Origin of the sequence: Thalassobacillus devorans (assembly GCF_011761345.1) — a bacterium.
Classification (GTDB): domain Bacteria; phylum Bacillota; class Bacilli; order Bacillales; family Halobacillaceae; genus Thalassobacillus; species Thalassobacillus devorans.
The window spans coordinates 303,048-320,279 of the sequence record NZ_JAASRY010000004.1; the positions used below are offsets into that span (position 1 = coordinate 303,048).

The 17,232-nt window shown below is 40.9% G+C and carries 21 protein-coding genes and 3 other annotated features; of the genes, 2 read left to right on the forward strand and 19 right to left on the reverse strand.

What is annotated here, in order from left to right; genetic code table 11:
* Position 1 precedes the first annotated feature (1 nt).
* On the reverse strand, positions 2 to 1,036 hold the full coding sequence (gene pheS / locus FHS45_RS14665; RefSeq protein WP_062447162.1) for a phenylalanine--tRNA ligase subunit alpha: 1,035 nt from the start codon (positions 1,034 to 1,036) through the stop codon (positions 2 to 4).
* Positions 1,037 to 1,249: 213 nt separating this feature from the next.
* Positions 1,250 to 1,477: a binding site (T-box leader), on the reverse strand.
* Between the two features lie 49 nt (positions 1,478 to 1,526).
* Positions 1,527 to 2,264, reverse strand: a complete 738-nt coding sequence (locus tag FHS45_RS14670; RefSeq protein ID WP_062447165.1) for a TrmH family RNA methyltransferase — start codon at positions 2,262 to 2,264, stop codon at positions 1,527 to 1,529.
* A gap of 98 nt (positions 2,265 to 2,362) precedes the next feature.
* Here FHS45_RS14670 and sspI point away from each other — a divergent pair, with 98 nt between their 5' ends.
* Entirely contained in the window at positions 2,363 to 2,575 is a 213-nt protein-coding gene (gene sspI / locus FHS45_RS14675) for a small acid-soluble spore protein SspI (protein WP_062447167.1), read from the forward strand.
* A 78-nt stretch (positions 2,576 to 2,653) separates the two neighbouring features.
* Here the strand turns inward: sspI and FHS45_RS14680 are convergent, their stop codons facing one another.
* Positions 2,654 to 3,739 carry a M42 family metallopeptidase gene (locus FHS45_RS14680; protein WP_062447170.1) on the reverse strand — a complete coding sequence of 362 codons (1,086 nt, stop codon included), beginning with the start codon at positions 3,737 to 3,739 and terminating at the stop codon, positions 2,654 to 2,656.
* An 81-nt stretch (positions 3,740 to 3,820) separates the two neighbouring features.
* Positions 3,821 to 4,303 carry a dUTP diphosphatase gene (locus tag FHS45_RS14685; protein WP_062447172.1) on the reverse strand — a complete coding sequence of 161 codons (483 nt, stop codon included), beginning with the start codon at positions 4,301 to 4,303 and terminating at the stop codon, positions 3,821 to 3,823.
* A gap of 113 nt (positions 4,304 to 4,416) precedes the next feature.
* On the opposite strand from FHS45_RS14685, the gene FHS45_RS14690 reads away from it, so the two are divergent.
* Positions 4,417 to 4,830 (forward strand): hypothetical protein, encoded by a 414-nt coding sequence (locus FHS45_RS14690; protein ID WP_062447174.1) that lies wholly within the window; start codon positions 4,417 to 4,419, stop codon positions 4,828 to 4,830.
* A gap of 19 nt (positions 4,831 to 4,849) precedes the next feature.
* Here the strand turns inward: FHS45_RS14690 and FHS45_RS14695 are convergent, their stop codons facing one another.
* The 15 genes from FHS45_RS14695 to ytaF all read right to left on the reverse strand — a co-directional run bounded on the left by FHS45_RS14695 (position 4,850) and on the right by ytaF (position 17,192).
* Positions 4,850 to 5,422 carry a TVP38/TMEM64 family protein gene (locus tag FHS45_RS14695; protein WP_062447179.1) on the reverse strand — a complete coding sequence of 191 codons (573 nt, stop codon included), beginning with the start codon at positions 5,420 to 5,422 and terminating at the stop codon, positions 4,850 to 4,852.
* Positions 5,423 to 5,454: 32 nt separating this feature from the next.
* The gene (locus tag FHS45_RS14700) at positions 5,455 to 5,790 is read right to left on the reverse strand and encodes a DUF1294 domain-containing protein (RefSeq protein ID WP_243847151.1); all 336 of its coding nucleotides are present in this window, start codon (positions 5,788 to 5,790) and stop codon (positions 5,455 to 5,457) included.
* A 99-nt stretch (positions 5,791 to 5,889) separates the two neighbouring features.
* Positions 5,890 to 6,246: a 50S ribosomal protein L20 gene (gene rplT, locus FHS45_RS14705; RefSeq protein WP_062447185.1), complete on the reverse strand. Its 357-nt coding sequence runs from the start codon at positions 6,244 to 6,246 to the stop codon at positions 5,890 to 5,892.
* A 40-nt stretch (positions 6,247 to 6,286) separates the two neighbouring features.
* The gene (gene rpmI, locus FHS45_RS14710; RefSeq protein WP_062447188.1) at positions 6,287 to 6,484 is read right to left on the reverse strand and encodes a 50S ribosomal protein L35; all 198 of its coding nucleotides are present in this window, start codon (positions 6,482 to 6,484) and stop codon (positions 6,287 to 6,289) included.
* 35 nt (positions 6,485 to 6,519) lie between these two features.
* Complete coding sequence (gene infC, locus FHS45_RS14715; protein WP_062447192.1) at positions 6,520 to 7,023, reverse strand: translation initiation factor IF-3; 504 nt, start codon at positions 7,021 to 7,023, stop codon at positions 6,520 to 6,522.
* A gap of 79 nt (positions 7,024 to 7,102) precedes the next feature.
* Positions 7,103 to 7,230, reverse strand: a sequence feature (ribosomal protein L20 leader region).
* A gap of 196 nt (positions 7,231 to 7,426) precedes the next feature.
* Entirely contained in the window at positions 7,427 to 9,376 is a 1,950-nt protein-coding gene (thrS, locus tag FHS45_RS14720; protein WP_062447195.1) for a threonine--tRNA ligase, read from the reverse strand.
* Between the two features lie 61 nt (positions 9,377 to 9,437).
* Positions 9,438 to 9,659 (reverse strand) — a binding site (T-box leader).
* Positions 9,660 to 9,714: 55 nt separating this feature from the next.
* Positions 9,715 to 10,560 carry a sporulation protein YtxC gene (ytxC, locus tag FHS45_RS14725; RefSeq protein WP_062447198.1) on the reverse strand — a complete coding sequence of 282 codons (846 nt, stop codon included), beginning with the start codon at positions 10,558 to 10,560 and terminating at the stop codon, positions 9,715 to 9,717.
* Positions 10,561 to 10,670: 110 nt separating this feature from the next.
* Positions 10,671 to 11,603 (reverse strand): primosomal protein DnaI, encoded by a 933-nt coding sequence (dnaI, locus tag FHS45_RS14730; protein WP_062447201.1) that lies wholly within the window; start codon positions 11,601 to 11,603, stop codon positions 10,671 to 10,673.
* A 20-nt stretch (positions 11,604 to 11,623) separates the two neighbouring features.
* A complete protein-coding gene (locus FHS45_RS14735; protein WP_062447205.1) occupies positions 11,624 to 12,994 on the reverse strand; it encodes a replication initiation and membrane attachment family protein in 1,371 nt (456 codons plus the stop codon).
* Positions 12,995 to 13,055: 61 nt separating this feature from the next.
* Complete coding sequence (gene nrdR / locus FHS45_RS14740; RefSeq protein WP_062447209.1) at positions 13,056 to 13,514, reverse strand: transcriptional regulator NrdR; 459 nt, start codon at positions 13,512 to 13,514, stop codon at positions 13,056 to 13,058.
* A 38-nt stretch (positions 13,515 to 13,552) separates the two neighbouring features.
* Complete coding sequence (locus tag FHS45_RS14745) at positions 13,553 to 13,951, reverse strand: hypothetical protein (RefSeq protein WP_062447213.1); 399 nt, start codon at positions 13,949 to 13,951, stop codon at positions 13,553 to 13,555.
* A gap of 210 nt (positions 13,952 to 14,161) precedes the next feature.
* Positions 14,162 to 14,539 (reverse strand): adenosylmethionine decarboxylase, encoded by a 378-nt coding sequence (gene speD, locus FHS45_RS14750; RefSeq protein ID WP_062447217.1) that lies wholly within the window; start codon positions 14,537 to 14,539, stop codon positions 14,162 to 14,164.
* A 240-nt stretch (positions 14,540 to 14,779) separates the two neighbouring features.
* Positions 14,780 to 15,814 (reverse strand): glyceraldehyde-3-phosphate dehydrogenase, encoded by a 1,035-nt coding sequence (locus FHS45_RS14755; protein WP_062447220.1) that lies wholly within the window; start codon positions 15,812 to 15,814, stop codon positions 14,780 to 14,782.
* A gap of 149 nt (positions 15,815 to 15,963) precedes the next feature.
* Positions 15,964 to 16,566 carry a dephospho-CoA kinase gene (gene coaE / locus FHS45_RS14760; protein ID WP_062447224.1) on the reverse strand — a complete coding sequence of 201 codons (603 nt, stop codon included), beginning with the start codon at positions 16,564 to 16,566 and terminating at the stop codon, positions 15,964 to 15,966.
* Positions 16,567 to 16,577: 11 nt separating this feature from the next.
* The gene (gene ytaF, locus FHS45_RS14765; RefSeq protein ID WP_062447227.1) at positions 16,578 to 17,192 is read right to left on the reverse strand and encodes a sporulation membrane protein YtaF; all 615 of its coding nucleotides are present in this window, start codon (positions 17,190 to 17,192) and stop codon (positions 16,578 to 16,580) included.
* Between the last annotated feature and the right edge of the window lie 40 nt (positions 17,193 to 17,232).

Genomic DNA, 17,232 nt, shown 5'->3' on the forward strand with positions numbered 1-17,232 from the left:
CTTACGCTTTATGGTATTGTTTTAAGAATCGAATATCGTTCGTGTAGAAATGACGGATATCATCGACGCCATACTTCAACATGGCAATACGTTCAGGTCCCATGCCGAATGCAAACCCTGAGTAGATTTCCGGATCATATCCTGCCATCTCCAACACATTGGGATGGACCATTCCTGCGCCTAAGATCTCAATCCAACCGGTGCCTTTACATACAGAACAGCCTTCCCCGCCACACATTTTACACGAAATATCCATTTCTACCGATGGCTCCGTAAAAGGGAAAAAGCTTGGGCGAAGTCGTATATCTCGTTCTGAACCAAACATCTGCTTAGCAAAAGCATTAAGTACGCCTTTCAAATCGCTCATCTTAATATTCTCATCCACCACTAACCCCTCTACCTGAGTGAATTGGTGGGAATGGGTGGCGTCATCCGTATCACGGCGATAAACTTTACCAGGACATATCATTCGTACCGCTTCATGCCCGTCTTTCTGCTTCATCGTCCGAGCCTGAACAGGTGAGGTGTGGGTACGTAAAAGCAATTCTTCTGTAATATAAAAAGAATCCTGCATATCCCTGGCCGGATGTCCTTTAGGAAGGTTGAGAGCCTCAAAGTTATAATAATCAGTTTCGACTTCCGGTCCTTCTTTGATTTCAAATCCCATCCCAATGAATAAATCTTCAATTTCTTCGATTATACTCGTCAATAGGTGTGGGCCTCCCACATGCACAGGACGGCCTGGCAAGGTGACATCAATACTTTCTTCTTCCAATTGCTTTTCCATTGCTTTTTCTTCTAATTTATCTTGCTTTGTTTGAATAGCATTGGCAATGCTTTCCCTTACATCGTTGGCCAATTGGCCGATGACTGGACGTTCTTCTTTGGATAACTTGCCCATTCCCCGAAGCACTTCTGTAATTGGCCCTTTTTTCCCTAAATAAGCTACGCGTACATCTTGCAAAGCTTTTAAATCCTCCGACTGCTTCACTTTCTCTAACGCTTCTGATTGCAATTCCTGCAAACGATCTTTCATTTCGATACTCCTCCTTTTTACATTAGAAAACTCTGCATTTCGCCAAGCCTTTATGGCGATAGACTAAGTATTTCTTTTACTTAAATACGTTAACAAAATTGCCCTTTCAAAAATGTGTTATAAACCTGACTAACACCATGATCCTATAACGGCTGGATCCTTTATTTTCAACAGGAGTTAAGCGCATGAAACATAAAAAAGTCTCCTCCCTGGTAAAGGGACGAGACAATATGGCCGTTTCGCGGTACCACCCTTGTTGACATACGTTTGGTATGCCCACTTCATTACGGATAACGGATTGACATCCGGAACATCTTTTAATCAGATGCCAGCTCCAGAGTGAAAGTTCAATAATCACCACGATAGAAGTGCTTGCAGTCTGTGGCACTTCTTCCCTGTATCGATGTTATGATTATCTACTGGCTCCTTCAATGCTATTCGCTCTATAACTATTCATTTATTATAGAAAATCAAGTGCATTCTTGCAAGCCTATATTTTCATATGGTACATGAGTATCCCGGCAGCTACTGCCACATTCAAGGATTCTGCATGTCCATATATCGGAATATAGACTTTTTCATCAGCAAGCTCTAACAAATCTTCCTGGATCCCTGCCCCTTCATTTCCGACAATAAGCGCAGCTTTATCAGCTATGGTAATTTTCTGGAAGGGTTGAGCGTTTTCCAGGGCAGAAGCCCAAACAGTCATTCCCTGTTGCTGCAGTTGAGCAACCCATTCTTTGAGGTCACCAGAAAACAGTGGCATGTGGAATAGGGAACCTTGGGTAGCTCTGATGACCTTATCATTATAAGGATCGACAGAACCTTTACCGATTATAACCCCATTAAAACCTGCAGCATCAGCGGTTCTAATCAACGTACCAAGATTTCCTGGATCCTGGACAGCATCAATTAGCAGGACATGGCGAAAGGATGCAGGACTAAATTGCTTCATTTCCACAACAGCTGCTATTCCCTGGGGGGTTTCCGTATCCGCCAGTGCCGCGAAAACCTCCTTTGAAACCTGCGTTATTCGTTCATGGGCCATCCAAATTGGAGCTTCCATATTTTCCTGCACAATCACTTCCTGGATTGCCCAATCGCTTTTCACAGCTTCTTCAACTAAATGAAAACCCTCTACCAGAAAGGTTTGGGACTTTTCTCTGTCACGCCTTTTTTTTAATTTAATCCATTGTTTTACTCGTGTATTTTGTAAGGATGTCAGCATTTTTTTACCTCTTTTTCTTAGCTTCTTTGCTTATCATACATATTATTGGGAAGGAAGGTCAAACTAACCAAAGAAAAAGTTAAAAAGGAGTGCTATTCATGGATTTGAACTTAAGGGAAGCCATACTTTCTAATATCACCGGAAATAACAGGGAGCAACTGGAAGCTACTATTGTAGATGCTATCCAAAAAGGGGAAGAAAAGATGCTTCCTGGTCTTGGTGTTTTATTTGAACTTATTTGGCAGGAATCAAGCGAGAGTGAGAAAGAAGAAATGCTTGAAGCATTAGAACAAAGTGTGAACCAGCAATAAATTCAAAAGAAAAACAACTTTAATCCTTTAGGATAAGTTAAGAGCTCTGCCCCTGTAATAGGGGCAGAGCTCTTTCTATTAATTGAACGTAATTTCTTTCACTGTATCTGCATCGAGTTTTTTGATGACTTCTACGATTAATTTGACTGCATTCTCAAAATCATCACGGTGTAGCATAGCTGCATGAGAATGAATATAACGGGTTGCAATGGTAATGGACAATGCAGGCACTCCATTTGCAGTCAAATGAATAGCCCCGGAATCTGTCCCCCCGCCAGCAATGGCATCAAACTGATAAGGAATTTCTTTTTCATCAGCAGTATCTGTCACTAGATCGCGCAGTCCTTTATGGGAAACCATAGAAGCATCATAAAGAATAATCTGAGGACCTTCTCCCATTTTACTGGAGGCATCCTTATCGGATACGCCTGGGGTGTCACCAGCTATGCCCACATCTACACCAAATGCTATATCAGGATTGATGGCATGAGCAGAAGTACGGGCACCACGTAAGCCAACCTCTTCCTGTACGGTCCCTACACCATAAACGGTATTTGGATGTTTTTCGTTTTTCAGTTGCTTTAATACCTCAATAGCAATTGCACAACCGATCCGGTTGTCCCATGCTTTAGCAAGCAGCATTTTTTCATTTTTCATCTGAGTAAACTCAAAGTAAGGAACGACAGAGTCCCCAGGACGCACACCAAATTCCTTTGCTTCCTCTTTACTGGAAGCACCAATATCGATGAACATATCTTTGATTTCTACTGGTTTCTTGCGAGCTTCAGGAGGCAGGATGTGAGGTGGTTTAGATCCGATCACTCCAGTAACAGTCTCTTCTCGTGTGACAATAGTTACCCGCTGAGCCAGCATAACCTGGCTCCACCAGCCGCCTACAGTTTGAAAATAAACAAAACCATTCTCGTCAATTCGGGTTACCATGAAGCCTACTTCATCCAAATGACCGGCTACCATTACTTTTGGACCGTTTGTATCGCCAGACTTCTTTGCGATCAAACTGCCTAAATTATCAGTATATACTTCGTCTGCAAAAGGTGTAATGTATTTCTTCATTACATCTCTAGCTTCTTTTTCATGACCGGGAATGGACTTGGCATCGGTCAAGTCCTTCAGCATGGTCAACGTTTCATCTGTTTTTGCCATATGTAATTGCCCCCTCTATTAAGTTTGACTATTTTATTATAGCGTGTTTATTCAAAATTAACAAAAAATATTAAAACGCTTTCAATAGCCTTCATCCTGCCTTTTATGATTTTGCTGATTTTTTTCATGGTAAGCCGTTTTAATTTTCATTTCAGTGAAACCAAGGGCTGCTCCCAGGGATAAAAAGCTGGAGAACATCTCCTGATAGTGTTCTTTTACAGGACTAGCTTTAAATTTCAAGGCCTTCTCATAGACCTGGTGAAATCCTTTAGTCACTTCAATCCCGGTTTTAATCGGCTTGTCTGAGTAACGGAGACCTTTTTCTAATCCAAGGGAAAGAATGAAATGGAGGCCATCTACGTATTCCTCAAGAATAACATCTTCAGAACTTGGTGGCTTTTTGCTCCAGAATTTGAAACACCTTGTTTCATTAGCCAACTCACCCAGCTCTACCAAAAGGGCAAGCATCTTGTCTTCAAACAAATCAGTTTCTTCCAGTTGATTGTTTTCCTCAATATAGCGATCCAAACGTAATTGTGTTTCAAACAACTCTTCCCAATTCATACTAAATTCATCCTTTATTTAAATTTCTACAATAAATGTAACATTTCATGAAACGTTTGGGTATCTGTATTCGTAAACCAAGTAATCAATTCCTAACTCAGGAGGAAACCCTTATGATTGTCATTCTATTTCGACTGCTAATATTACTTGCAATCATATTCATTTTTTACACCTTCTACTCTTATATTAAGAGCCCGGGGAGGAAGCTAAAACTGGCTAACGAAAGTAAAGCGTTCTACTTTTATGATGATCCTGATAATACCAAACAAAACTTCCTGATAACCTATAAAGGCGTCCTGTTTGAAGGAGAAAAATATTTAGGTACAACAGAAAATGCTTTTGAGGTAGTTAATATCAATGTTTCCGCGAGGCAGCCAGGCCAATTGAAGGGTATTGAACGGGAAGACATTTATTTTCTCGAAAAAGAAATACTGATTCGGTATCCATATGCCACTATCGAATGGAAGTATCCACTCAATCGTCTTTTCATTCATTCTCCAAAAAAGGAAAGCGACCATCCTTCATAGGATGATCGCTTTTTTTGGTTTATCCATTCGGCTGAAAGAATTCATTCAATGTTAATGAGTATTGTTTTTTGCGGATTAAGTAAGTTAAACCTGCCAGTAAAAAAAGGAAAATAACCATTAACGGGAAGGATATTCTGGTAAGCCATTGACCCACGGTTGTGTAAACAAAGGCAAGGGGGATATTAGATAAAAAGGAGGCCTTTATATAATCTTTAAAGTCGACACAGATTTCAATCAAACATAGGGATAACAGATGAAAATGAATGAATGGCACTAAACGCAAGACGGCTACCTGACTTACTGTTAATGTGTTCTGTTTTTTTATCACTTTACTTTTCAGCCGCTGCAATCGCTTCAACAGGCTAGGTACGTTTTGGATAAGCTGATAAAAGACGGTGCTGGATAAAGTAATACCAACTACAGAATACACTGTACCTGCCACGGCACCAAATAATACTCCTCCAGAAATGCAAATCAGAACAACGGGCAGGAAAAGCAATGGACGAAGCAAATGGAATAATATAAATAAGATCGGGGCGTACCAGCCACTTACCTGCATGAGTTCTATAAATCCCAGTGCAAACTGTTCCATGTATATCCCCCCTATCCTATACTATGACAAGATTAGGGCGTATATAACTTCAGGACAAGGTATCCGACAAGGATTGCCTGCAACAATACTAAAAAAGGAAAACCATACAGGAACGAACGATGCTTCGTTTTGTGTCGAAAATGATTCATCCCCAAACTTCCACCCAACGCTCCCCCTAATAAAGCAAACCCCCATAGTTGCTTTTCCGGTATCCGCTGCTTTCGTTTTCGTGCTCGACTTTTATCGACACCCATCAAGCTATATAGAATCCCGTTGATGGCAATCAAATAAATAAGAAGATATGTAAAAACATCCATGAACTTTTTCACTCCTTCTGTAAAAAAATACTTGGCTTGTCGCCAAGTCATTATGGTGAAAGCTTTTCCTTTAATCATTTAACTTTGTTAAAGGATTAAAGGTTAAAGAAAAGGCCATTTCCGGCGTACGGAAATGGCCTCAGACATAACTTATTTTAGTGCTGATTTTGCTTTTTCAGCAAGGCTTGCAAAACCTTTTTCATCAGTAACAGCTAGATCAGCAAGGATCTTACGGTTTACTTCGATTCCTGCAAGCTTAAGGCCGTGCATCATACGGCTGTATGAAATGTCATTCATACGAGCTGCAGCATTAATACGAGCGATCCATAGCTTACGGAAGTCGCGCTTTTTCTGACGACGGTCACGGTAAGCATATTGACCTGACTTCATCACTTGCTGTTTTGCAGTTTTGAATAATGCATGTTTTGAACCATAATAACCTTTTGCTAATTTAAGGACACGTTTACGACGTTGGCGTGTCACTGTTCCACCTTTTACTCGTGGCATGATAAATCCCTCCTATTTTGGATCATATATCTCAGTTGTCTTATTTTTTTGGCAGCATTTGAGCGATACGCTTCAAGTCGCCCTTAGATACAAGGGTAGCTTTACGCAATTTACGCTTCTGTTTTGTAGACTTGTTAGCGAACAAGTGGCTTGTGAACGCATGGGAGCGTTTCACTTTTCCAGTACCTGTCTTTTTAAATCGTTTTTGAGAACCTTTATGGGTTTTCATTTTTGGCATGAGTTGTTCCTCCTTCTGCTTAGTTCAATCTGTGCTTACTTTTCAGCCAATGGCGCCAGCATCAAGAACATGCTGCGTCCTTCCATCTTCGGCTTCGTTTCAACTTGTGCAACGTCCTTGCACTCTTCCGCCATACGCTCAAGAACTTTTTGCCCAAGTTCTTTGTGCGTAATGGCACGTCCACGGAAACGGACAGAAGCCTTCACTTTATCGCCTTTCTCGAGGAATTTACGAGCATTGCGCAGTTTTGTATTGAAGTCATGCTCTTCAATTCCAGGGCTTAAGCGGACTTCTTTCACCTTGATGGTCGTCTGCTTTTTACGAGCTTCTTTTTCTTTCTTCTGCTGTTCGAAACGGTATTTACCGTAATCCATGATGCGGCAGACCGGCGGTTTTGCGTTTGGAGCTACCAATACTAGGTCAAGATTGGCATTTTGAGCGATTTCAAGTGCTTCTTGACGAGATTTAACTCCTAATTGGTCACCGTTGTTATCAATGAGACGTACTTCACGTGCTCTGATTTTCTCATTAACGTTCATGTTATCTTTGCTAATAACCAGCCACCTCCAAATTATTTTAGGAAAATATAAAGATCTGTCATCGACAAGTGATTTTAAAGCAATAAAAAAAGTGTCGGCACATCACAATGCACCCACACGTATCCCATTCGACTTCAAAAGGATTAGTGACCTGCCAACTGCTTGGTGCGTCGATCAGGTGAGAAGCGGGTGCTTCTACTTGTCTCAGATCCGTTCTTCTGTTGTTCACCTAAAACATAATATCACGGTATGGTGAACATGTCAAACATTCACCAATCAACCATCAGACTGACTATATAAGAATATCGAAAACCATTCCAAAAATCAACAACATAATAAAAAAGTACGGGCATGAAAATATTTTACGTTCCATACCCGCACCCGTTTTGATTGTGTTAACCGATTACTTTTTAGTCAGGATTTTCTGGTCGATTTCGTTTGTGATTTCTGACTTGAATATATCCAATGGCTTAGTCTCAGAATTCTTTTCTCCATAACGACGGACATTAACGGAATTGTGTTCGATTTCTTTATCTCCGATAACAAGCGCGAATGGTACTTTTTGAATTTGAGCTTCCCGGATTTTATATCCGATTTTTTCGTCACGTTCGTCCACTTCGACCCGAATACCCGATTCTCGCAGCTCATCTTCCAGCTTCTTAGCATGATCCAAGTGAGCATCTGCGGATACTGGAATGATTTTTGCCTGCACAGGAGCAAGCCAAGTAGGGAAGGCGCCCTTATATTCTTCAATCAAAAATGCGACAAAACGTTCCATGGTCGATACGACACCACGGTGGATAACAACAGGGCGGTGATCTTTACCATCTTCACCTACATAAGTCAGATCAAAACGCTCCGGCAGGTGAAAGTCCAACTGAACAGTGGAGAGTGTTTCATCTTTTCCAAGCGCTGTTTTGACCTGGACATCAAGTTTCGGGCCATAGAATGCTGCTTCACCTTCTGCTTCTACATATTCCACTCCAAGATCTTCCATTGTCTCTTTTAACATGGCCTGAGCTTTGTTCCACATCTCATCATTGTCAACATATTTCTCTTTATCTTCCGGATCACGGTAAGACAAACGGAAATAGTAATCATTGATACCAAAGTCTTCATAAACGGCCTGAACGAGTCGGACAACCCGTATGAATTCGTCTTTCAACTGGTCTGGGCGACTGAAGATATGAGCATCATTTAATGTCATTGCACGAACCCTTTGTAGACCAGCCAACGCTCCGGACATTTCATGGCGGTGCATAGTTCCTAATTCTGCGATTCGAACAGGCAGGTTACGATAGCTGTGCAATTGATTTTTATATACCATCATATGATGCGGACAGTTCATCGGGCGAAGAACCAGGTCTTCGTTATCCATCTCCATGACCGGAAACATATCATCCTTATAATGATCCCAGTGACCGCTTGTTTTATATAAATCGACACTGCCTAATACCGGAGTATAGACATGGTCATAACCGAGGCGTTCCTCTAAATCAACAATATAGCGCTCAATTGTACGACGAATGGTCGCTCCTTTAGGAAGCCAAAGTGGCAGCCCCTGGCCAACTTTTTGATTGACAGTAAAAATCTCCAGCTCCTTACCGAGTTTACGGTGGTCCCGTTCCTTCGCTTCCTGAAGAAGGCGAAGGTACTCATCAAGCTGCCCTTGTTTTTCAAATGCCGTACCATAGATGCGTTGCAGCATTTTATTGTTGCTGTCACCACGCCAGTATGCCCCTGAAATGCTGAGCAGTTTAAAAATCTTAATTTTACTTGTCTTCGGTACGTGTACACCACGGCATAAATCGAAAAACTCACCTTGTTTATAAATAGTTATCGACTGATCTTCAGGGATATCGTCGATCAGTTCAATCTTAAGATCATCACCGATTTCCCGATACATTTCTTTCGCTTTTTCCCGGCTCACTTCTAATCGTTCGATTTCCAGGTTTTCATCGACAATCTTTTTCATTTCCTTTTCGATTTCAGGAAGGTCTTCCGGCGTCAAGGATTCTTCCATATCGATATCATAGTAAAAGCCACTTTCAATAACAGGACCGACCCCCAGTTTTACATTCCCGTATAGCCGCTTTAAGGCCTGGGCCATGAGATGGGCTGTAGAGTGCCGAAGAACCTCCAGCCCTTCTGGGTTTTTAAATGTGATGATTTCGACAGCTCCATCCTGTTCAATTGGCCGGCGTAAATCATACATCTCCCCATTAAGCTTAATGGCAAGTGCTTGTTTCTTCAGGCCGGGCGAAATATCTCCTGCTATCTCTTCCCCTGTCGTTCCTTTAGAAAAACCTTTGACATTGCCGTCCGGGAAAGTGATTTGAATTTGTTCAGACATGACCTTTCACTCCTATCTCTTTTTGTATAAATAAAAAACGCCCATCCCTCTGCCCAATTGGCAAAGGGACGAGCGTTGACTCGCGGTTCCACCCTAATTCCCGCAAAATTTATGCGGCTCATTGACATCTTTAACGCAGACCATACGCTTTCTGCTACTGCACTGTTCACAGAAAGGGTTCAGAGGTGGTGAACATAAGCTCGTATGCAGGAAGCTTTCAGCCGGCGGCTTCCCTCTCTTTCGCATCGATGACTTTCGTCCGTGTCCTCGTCGTTACCTTGATGTTATAGGATATGTACGTATTATAGCGATAGTGCCAAGAGAAATCAAGCCCATTTTTAATGGGCATGGGACGGGTGATGAAAAGGAAAAGCCTGAACCGGCTTACAAACCGCTTTTTCCTGGAAGATATTAATGATTGTTTGAATCTTCGGCTCAGAAGGATCTCCGTAAAGGTAAATTTTCTTAGGTGCATAAACCAATGCAGCCATGATACTATAATCGTCATTTTCACCTGAAAATATACGTATCGGTTCTTTTTTAAGCAATGACTTAATCTCCATTTTAGATAAAAGACTACCGTCTTTCCTATAAAAATGAATTTGTTGTCGCTGAAGGAGATGCAGTTCTTCCACTTTTGAGTGCTTATCTTTCATATAATGACGTAAAGAATCTACCCACAATAAATACTCCTCTTCCCGCTTAAATTCATCGAGTGCCGCACCAATATAATTCAACAATAGTGACCGTGCATGCTGAAAACAAAATGGCATAATTTCATTAAAATTTACCACACTTTTTAATTGTATTCTTTTCCTGATAAAAGACTTGATACTCTCCTCCAACGATGGCAAGTTAACTCCTAGCTTTTTACGTTGTTCACTATCATTCAGCCACTCACATATCTCAATAATCCGGTTGATCTCTTCTTCATCCTGATAATAGAATTTTTTCATGATTAGTTGTTTTTGCCATAATGGGAGGCGGTATTTGAAAACCACTTCTAATAATATATTAACTAATATATCTCTTTCCTTCTCTCCCCAATCACTTCCAAAGAGAGAGACTTGATTTCCGCCTTTATCATCCCCCTTCCATTGGACTTCGAACTTTGCACCTTCCCGCATAATTGCATCACAAAATGTTATCGTCTCTTGCCTTGAAATGAAAAAGAAACGTATCATATCAGCCCCGTTCCCCCTAACAACAATCAATCTATTCTATCTATATGGACAAGGGGATGAAAAAATGCCCATACAGTTCGATAACTGTATGGGCATAGCGGAAAAGTTATTTAATATCTGCGATTTTCGCCATATAACGGTATAACTTCACTGACCTGTTTAATCCGTTCAATGATTCGTGACGCTTTGACACGTTCTACATCACCGCGATTCGAAGTCGTAAAAACTTCCTGAAGTTCCTTCATATTGTAATTGGAACTGAAAAATACAGGGAGCCGCTCCATCATCCTGTACTGAAGAATGGAACCGAGGATTTCATCCCTGAACCAGGCCGATTGAGATTCTGCCCCTATATCATCCAGCATCAGTACAGGGACTGTTTTAAAAGCCTGGATTTTTTCGTTCAACGTATCATCTTTTATCGAGGATTTCATTTCTCTCACAAACTCCGGCATATAGATAATCATCGAAGGAATATTCTTTTCACTTAAACGATTGGCTACTGCACCTAAGAAATACGTTTTCCCTACACCGAATGGGCCATGAAAATACAACCCTTTCTTCGGTAGTTCGTCATTTATTCCTTCAATATAACTAATCATGCGGGCAATAGCATCTGCTCGATCATCGTCTGACAAATCAATACGATCTAAACTGGCTTCCAGAATTTCTTTTGGCATATAAAGACTTTTCACTAAGGATTCCTGTTTCTGCTGCTGTTCCTGTTTTACTTTCCTCGGGCATTTATCATAGGAAAGGTGAAGCTGCTTTCCCTCTACCGTAAGGTGTGGGGTGTAACCAGGAAGAATATTGATACAACCCTCTAAAGAAGGGCACTGCTCACATTTTTTAGATTGGCTCTCGTATTCATAAAGCTTCATCAGCTGCTTTTCCAATGCTTGCTCATCCAATTCGGGGTATTTACGAAGTAAGGATTGAACATTTGGAGATGCCAACAGTTCTTGTTTAATCTTAGTAAAATGCCCTCGGAAGTTTTTATTTTCACGCATCCACCTTTTAAGAGAGGATTGTATCGGTTCCATTTTCCATCACACCCTGTTTTTCAATTTCCATTATTCGTTATCCGTTTGATTCGAGCAGCAATTTCTTCTTTATTAACTTTGCTACTGCTCTTTTTCTCTTCTTGCCGCTTGCCATCATTTTGGTTTTCTTTGAACCAATCCGGTATAATCTCTTTCGTTTGTTTCTTCCCTCTGCTTTTATTATTTTTTCCCCATTGCTGATACTTTTGATGTTCAGCTTTTGCCATGGTCATTGCCTGACGCACAGTAGTAACATTTTTTCTTGCCCAATGGCTGGCAATTTTCTCTAAATAAGCTTTAGATAATTTCATATCCGTTTTCAATAGGACATAATGTACTAGAACATTCATGACACCTGGTGATAACCCCTGTTCCGTCATCACATCACGAATCAGCTTCAAATCTTGCGCAGAAGCTTCATTACCAGTGGACAAGTCCTCCAGAAGTTCTTTTGGTGATTTTCTTTCCAGCATCGAGATGAATTGTTCTTCTTTTGAAGTCTTTATATCGTCTGCTTGTGTATCTGTCCATTTATCCCTGGTTTCTATTGTTTTCATGGAAGTGACTTTCCCTTTTTTCGGAGAAAGATCATGGCAAGCCTCTTTCAACTCGGCCACGTTCAGTTGATTCTCTTCATTCAAAGCCCATCCTATCGCTTTTTCTAAATCCTGGGAAGATAAATCATATAACGAAGCAAGCTGCATCATGATTCGTTTATAACGGACATTCAAAATTTTTTCAGCAGGATACATTTTTTCTTTTAGTGATTGATAAATCCAGTTGAAATCGATGCGGTCATCCTGCAAAAGAGGACCGTTTGCTTGCTGCAACGTAACCAGGGTCGAATCTTTTTGTGGCATTCTTGCAGTAAATGCCGGTCCTGATGTCTGGTAGCCATGAAATATTTCATCGAACGACGCCGTGATATTTTCACAGTCTGTTAGTGGATATTTCACTCTCATAAAACGGTTCCGCAGCTTGTTGTACTTATCTGCTCCCAATTCATGATTAAGTAATAAAGAGAGCATATCATCATAAAAGAATTGTTCCGGTGAAAATGGAGGCTGTAAATTATAAATATAGCAGGCGCGCGACTCCTCCTCTGTAGACAAGGTCTGCATCAAACCAATAGCTTCTAATTTTCTACGGGCATTATATATCCGGTCAAGGGGCATCGCCAAATAATTCATCAATGTATGATGCGAATGGACTTCAGGTTCTATTGCTAAATCATATTCACTTAACAGTGTCTGATAAAGCGTGACTGCTTCTACACCAATGATCGGCTGGTATAAGTGAGACAATGCACTCCCATAGTCTCTTGGTACGCTCCCATTCAATTGCACAGAATATCCGTCTACCGGCAATAGTTTACCAATCGATTGATTCATCATCCCCACCCCCAATAACCGAAATAAAAAGAAAAAAGAGCCCGGCTTCGCTTCCCGGACATCAATCTTCCCGCTTAATTAAATCTTTTAATTCATCCAGAAAAACATTAATATCTTTAAATTGACGATAAACGGATGCAAAACGTACATAAGCGACATCATCCACTTTAGCCAAACGTTCCATCACCATTTCTCCGATATCTTCACTCATTACTTCTGAATTACCCTGATTTCTTAATTCCTTTTCCACTTCTAAAGCAATTGTCTCTATTTCTTCTAAAGCGACGGGTCTTTTTTCACAAGCCTTAATCAGACCTCGCATCAACTTTTCACGACTGAATTCCTCTCTTGTACCTTCTTTTTTCACGACAATAAGAGGCACTTCTTCAATCCGCTCAAAAGTGGTGAACCTGAATCCACACTGTTCGCACTCTCTACGTCTGCGAATCGCTCTGCCTTCCTCAATTGGTCGTGAATCCAGCACCTTGGTATTTTTATATTGGCAATTTGGGCATCTCACTTACGATCATCTCCACCGCTATACAACAAGCATTTATTCTATTGATTCAATTTATTGGCCATCGAGGTTTCCAAATAAGGCAATCGTTTTTTCAGCTTTTCATTCAACTGGATAATCATGTTCCTGCTAAAGCCAAAGTCTACAGGACCGCCAGATTCGGTACTTACAGAGAAATCTACCGCTGTCCGGAACGGCTTGACCATTACGATACTGGCTACAATAAAGGCTTTCTTCTTTCCTTTGTAATTGACGCTGACTTCTCCATGCTCCTCTGAAGTAGAAAGGATATTGTATTCTCCTCCCTCAAAAACTTCCAGCACAGCCTGTAATGCTTTATCTTTGGTCGTCTTATAGTAATGGGTCTGTAACGCCTCGTCCTCATGATTTTCCCTTGTCTCTGAGTGGCTTGTTAAATACTTTGAAATAAACTTTTTCATGCGAATCTCCTTCTCGATTTCCCTCTTCCGTTCTTATACTTATTTTATTTTAACATGTTTTTTAGTAAAGCATAAATGAACACAGCAAAAAATGTCGGATAATATGTAGAAATATGCTTATCGTTATAGGAACAACTATTTAAGACCTTGTTTCTCTGCAACAGCAAAAAAGCCACAGACGCAGGCGTCTTGTGGCTTTCCAATTTTCCTTTATAAAGCTTTTGTCTGTTGTACCTCTACAGGTCCCATACCACGTGGGACCTCTACACTTTCATTTGTTTGTGCTTCTAATGCTTCTGAAATATAATCAGCCGCAACATTCGGGTCTATTCTATCTCCGCATGTATATACGTCTATACTAGCATAGCCATGTTCAGGAAAGCTGTGGATAGTCAAGTGCGATTCAGAAATGATGACCACACCGCTGACTCCATGTGGCGCAAACTTGTGAAAAGCTACCTCTCTCACTTCAGCTCCGGCTCTAAGTGCAGCATCTACGAAAACTTTTTCAATATAGTTGATGTCGTTCAATTTATCCATATTGCAGTTCCATAATTCCGCAATAACATGTCTTCCCATTGTATCCATAATATGGTATCCCCCTTTTAACGGTTAAAGATCGACTCCCGAATACTACGGAAATAACTACCACGGGGGAAAGTTAGTCCAGAGAGGTCCTAACCCTTTGAGTAGCCATCTGATTGCAAGAATTCAGAAGTTCAAAGAAATTATATATGGTTTACCCCTGTTTTGCAAGTTAATTATTTAACATCAGAGATAAACCGTGGAAATATTTCTTTTTAATCTTAATAGGGGATAGTACCGTTATTAAGAAACATGTGCTTCTTTCTTTTGCATCAGCTTGCTGCCAACGTGCTTTGCAAGGTCGACGACGCGGCAGGAATAGCCCCATTCATTGTCGTACCATGCCAATACTTTCACTTTTCTATCACTCATGACCATTGTTGACAGGCCATCAATGATAGAAGAGAACTCTGACGTCGTGTAATCAATGGAAACCAGTGGTTCATCGCTATATTGCAGGATGCCTTTCAAGCCATGATCTGCCGCCTGCTTAAATGTTTCATTAATTTGTTCTGCGGTAACATCCTGTTTCAAATCGACTACCAAATCAACAAGTGACACGTTAGGTGTCGGTACACGCAAGGCCATACCATGCAGCTTACCATTCATATGGGGGAGTACTTCCCCCAATGCTTTCGCTGCCCCTGTAGAGGTAGGAATAATCGATTGCGTACAGCCTCGAGCCCTGCGTAAATCTTTATGAGGGTTATCAACATTTTTCTGATCTCCCGTAAATGCGTGCACGGTAGTCATTAATCCATTTTCAATACCAAACTCATCATCGAGCACCTTTACCACAGGAGCAAGACAATTGGTTGTACAGGATGCATTAGAAATCACGTCATGTTTTGCTGTGTCATATTCTTCCTCATTTACGCCCATAACAATCGTGGCGTCTACCTGTTTGCCCGGAGCAGTTATCACTACCTTTTTAGCACCGGCTTCCAGATGCAGACCAGCATCTTCTTTTGTTTTAAATTTTCCGGTGGCTTCAACTACTACATCAATATCAAGATGTTTCCATGGCAGCTCCCGAGGATCACGTGTGGAGCATAACTTTATTTCTTTCCCATCTATTTCCAAGCCATCATTAAGCGCTTTCACTTCTTTGCTAAAACGTCCGTGTACACTATCATATTTGATCATGTGAGCAAGTGTTTCAGCAGGATAGCTCGCATTGATGGCCACTACATCGAGAGTGTCTTCCATTATTGCTCTGCGTAGTACCATACGTCCAATTCTGCCTAGACCATTAATAGCGATGCGAGTTTTATTCATAATAAGAGCCTCCTATATATGATATACTTTTAACGGTTAATTTTCACAAATAGTATAACACATTGTAAGCGTTCATGGTCAATAAAGTTCATATTTTCTTTAAAAAAACGACGCTTAATAGCGTCGTTCCCTAAAAAATACCTATTTAATCATCCGATAACCTTCCACTTTTTAAGAATGGCATTTAATTGCTGGTATGATTCTTGTATGCTTCCGTTATTATCAATGACCTCATTTGCCATTTCTGCTTTTTCTTTAACTGGAAGCTGGGCTTTTATTCTTTGCAAAGCCTCTTCTCTACTGGAATCATCCCTTTCCACTAATCGATTGAGCTGCACACCTTCATCTACATAAACCACTATTGTTTTGTCAACAAAATGAGTTAACTTACTTTCAAAAAGTAAAGGGATATCCAATACTACAGCAGGGATATCCTGCTTACAATAATAGTCACGCTGCTCGATCATACGTTGGCGGACAGCCGGGTGGACAATATCGTTCAATACCTTTCTTTTCTCTTCATCCTGAAAGACGATCGATCCTAATTTTTTGCGATCGATTGCACCATCTTCTCTTAAAATAGTTTCGCCAAATTCCGTGACGATTTCCTGATAGGCTTTTTCCCCAGGCTTTACAACTTCCCTGGATAATTTATCTGCATCAATTACGGGTATATTATAGTCATCAAACATTAATGAAACGGTACTTTTTCCACTGGCTATACTGCCTGTAAGCCCAATAACAAGTGTCACAGAATCCCTCCTTAAACTAACTTGAACATACCCAGAAGTATTAACATGATTCCGGGTACGACCACTGCCTTATCCACCCATTCACATTTGCTAAAGCGGTGCCCGAGCTTAAGCCCAGTATATAATAAAAAGCTGGTCATAAACCCAATAGATAAAGCGGTAATAAGTGAGGGGAGCTTCATGAATGCTGCACTTATCCCCGCTCCCAGTGTGTCTAATGATAAAGCCATAGCCAGCAGGACTGCTTCCCAGCCTTTGATGGAACCCGAATTATCCATATCAGCAAGCTCCGGGTCTTTTAATATATCAGAAGGAGAAGACCAGGTTGAAGGATCTTTTTCTTCTTCTGATTTTTTGGAAGGCATGAGTGATTGAATCAAAAACCAAGCACCAAGCCCAATCAGTATAAAGGCCCCCAAATTTTCCCCTGCATGTTCAGGAAGGAAATCATTCAACAAATTGCCTGCCGTAATAGCTACATAAAATATCAGGGCTGATAATCCGGCAATCATCATCATCGGCAGGAAGGAAAGCCTTATTTTTTTCAGTCCATAAACGACTCCTAGTCCCAGGCTGTCCAGACTGACAGCCATGACAAGTAAAATCAAGGTTGCATAGACTCCCATTATACGATCTCCTTCTGCAATCGGAATATGAGATAGTATA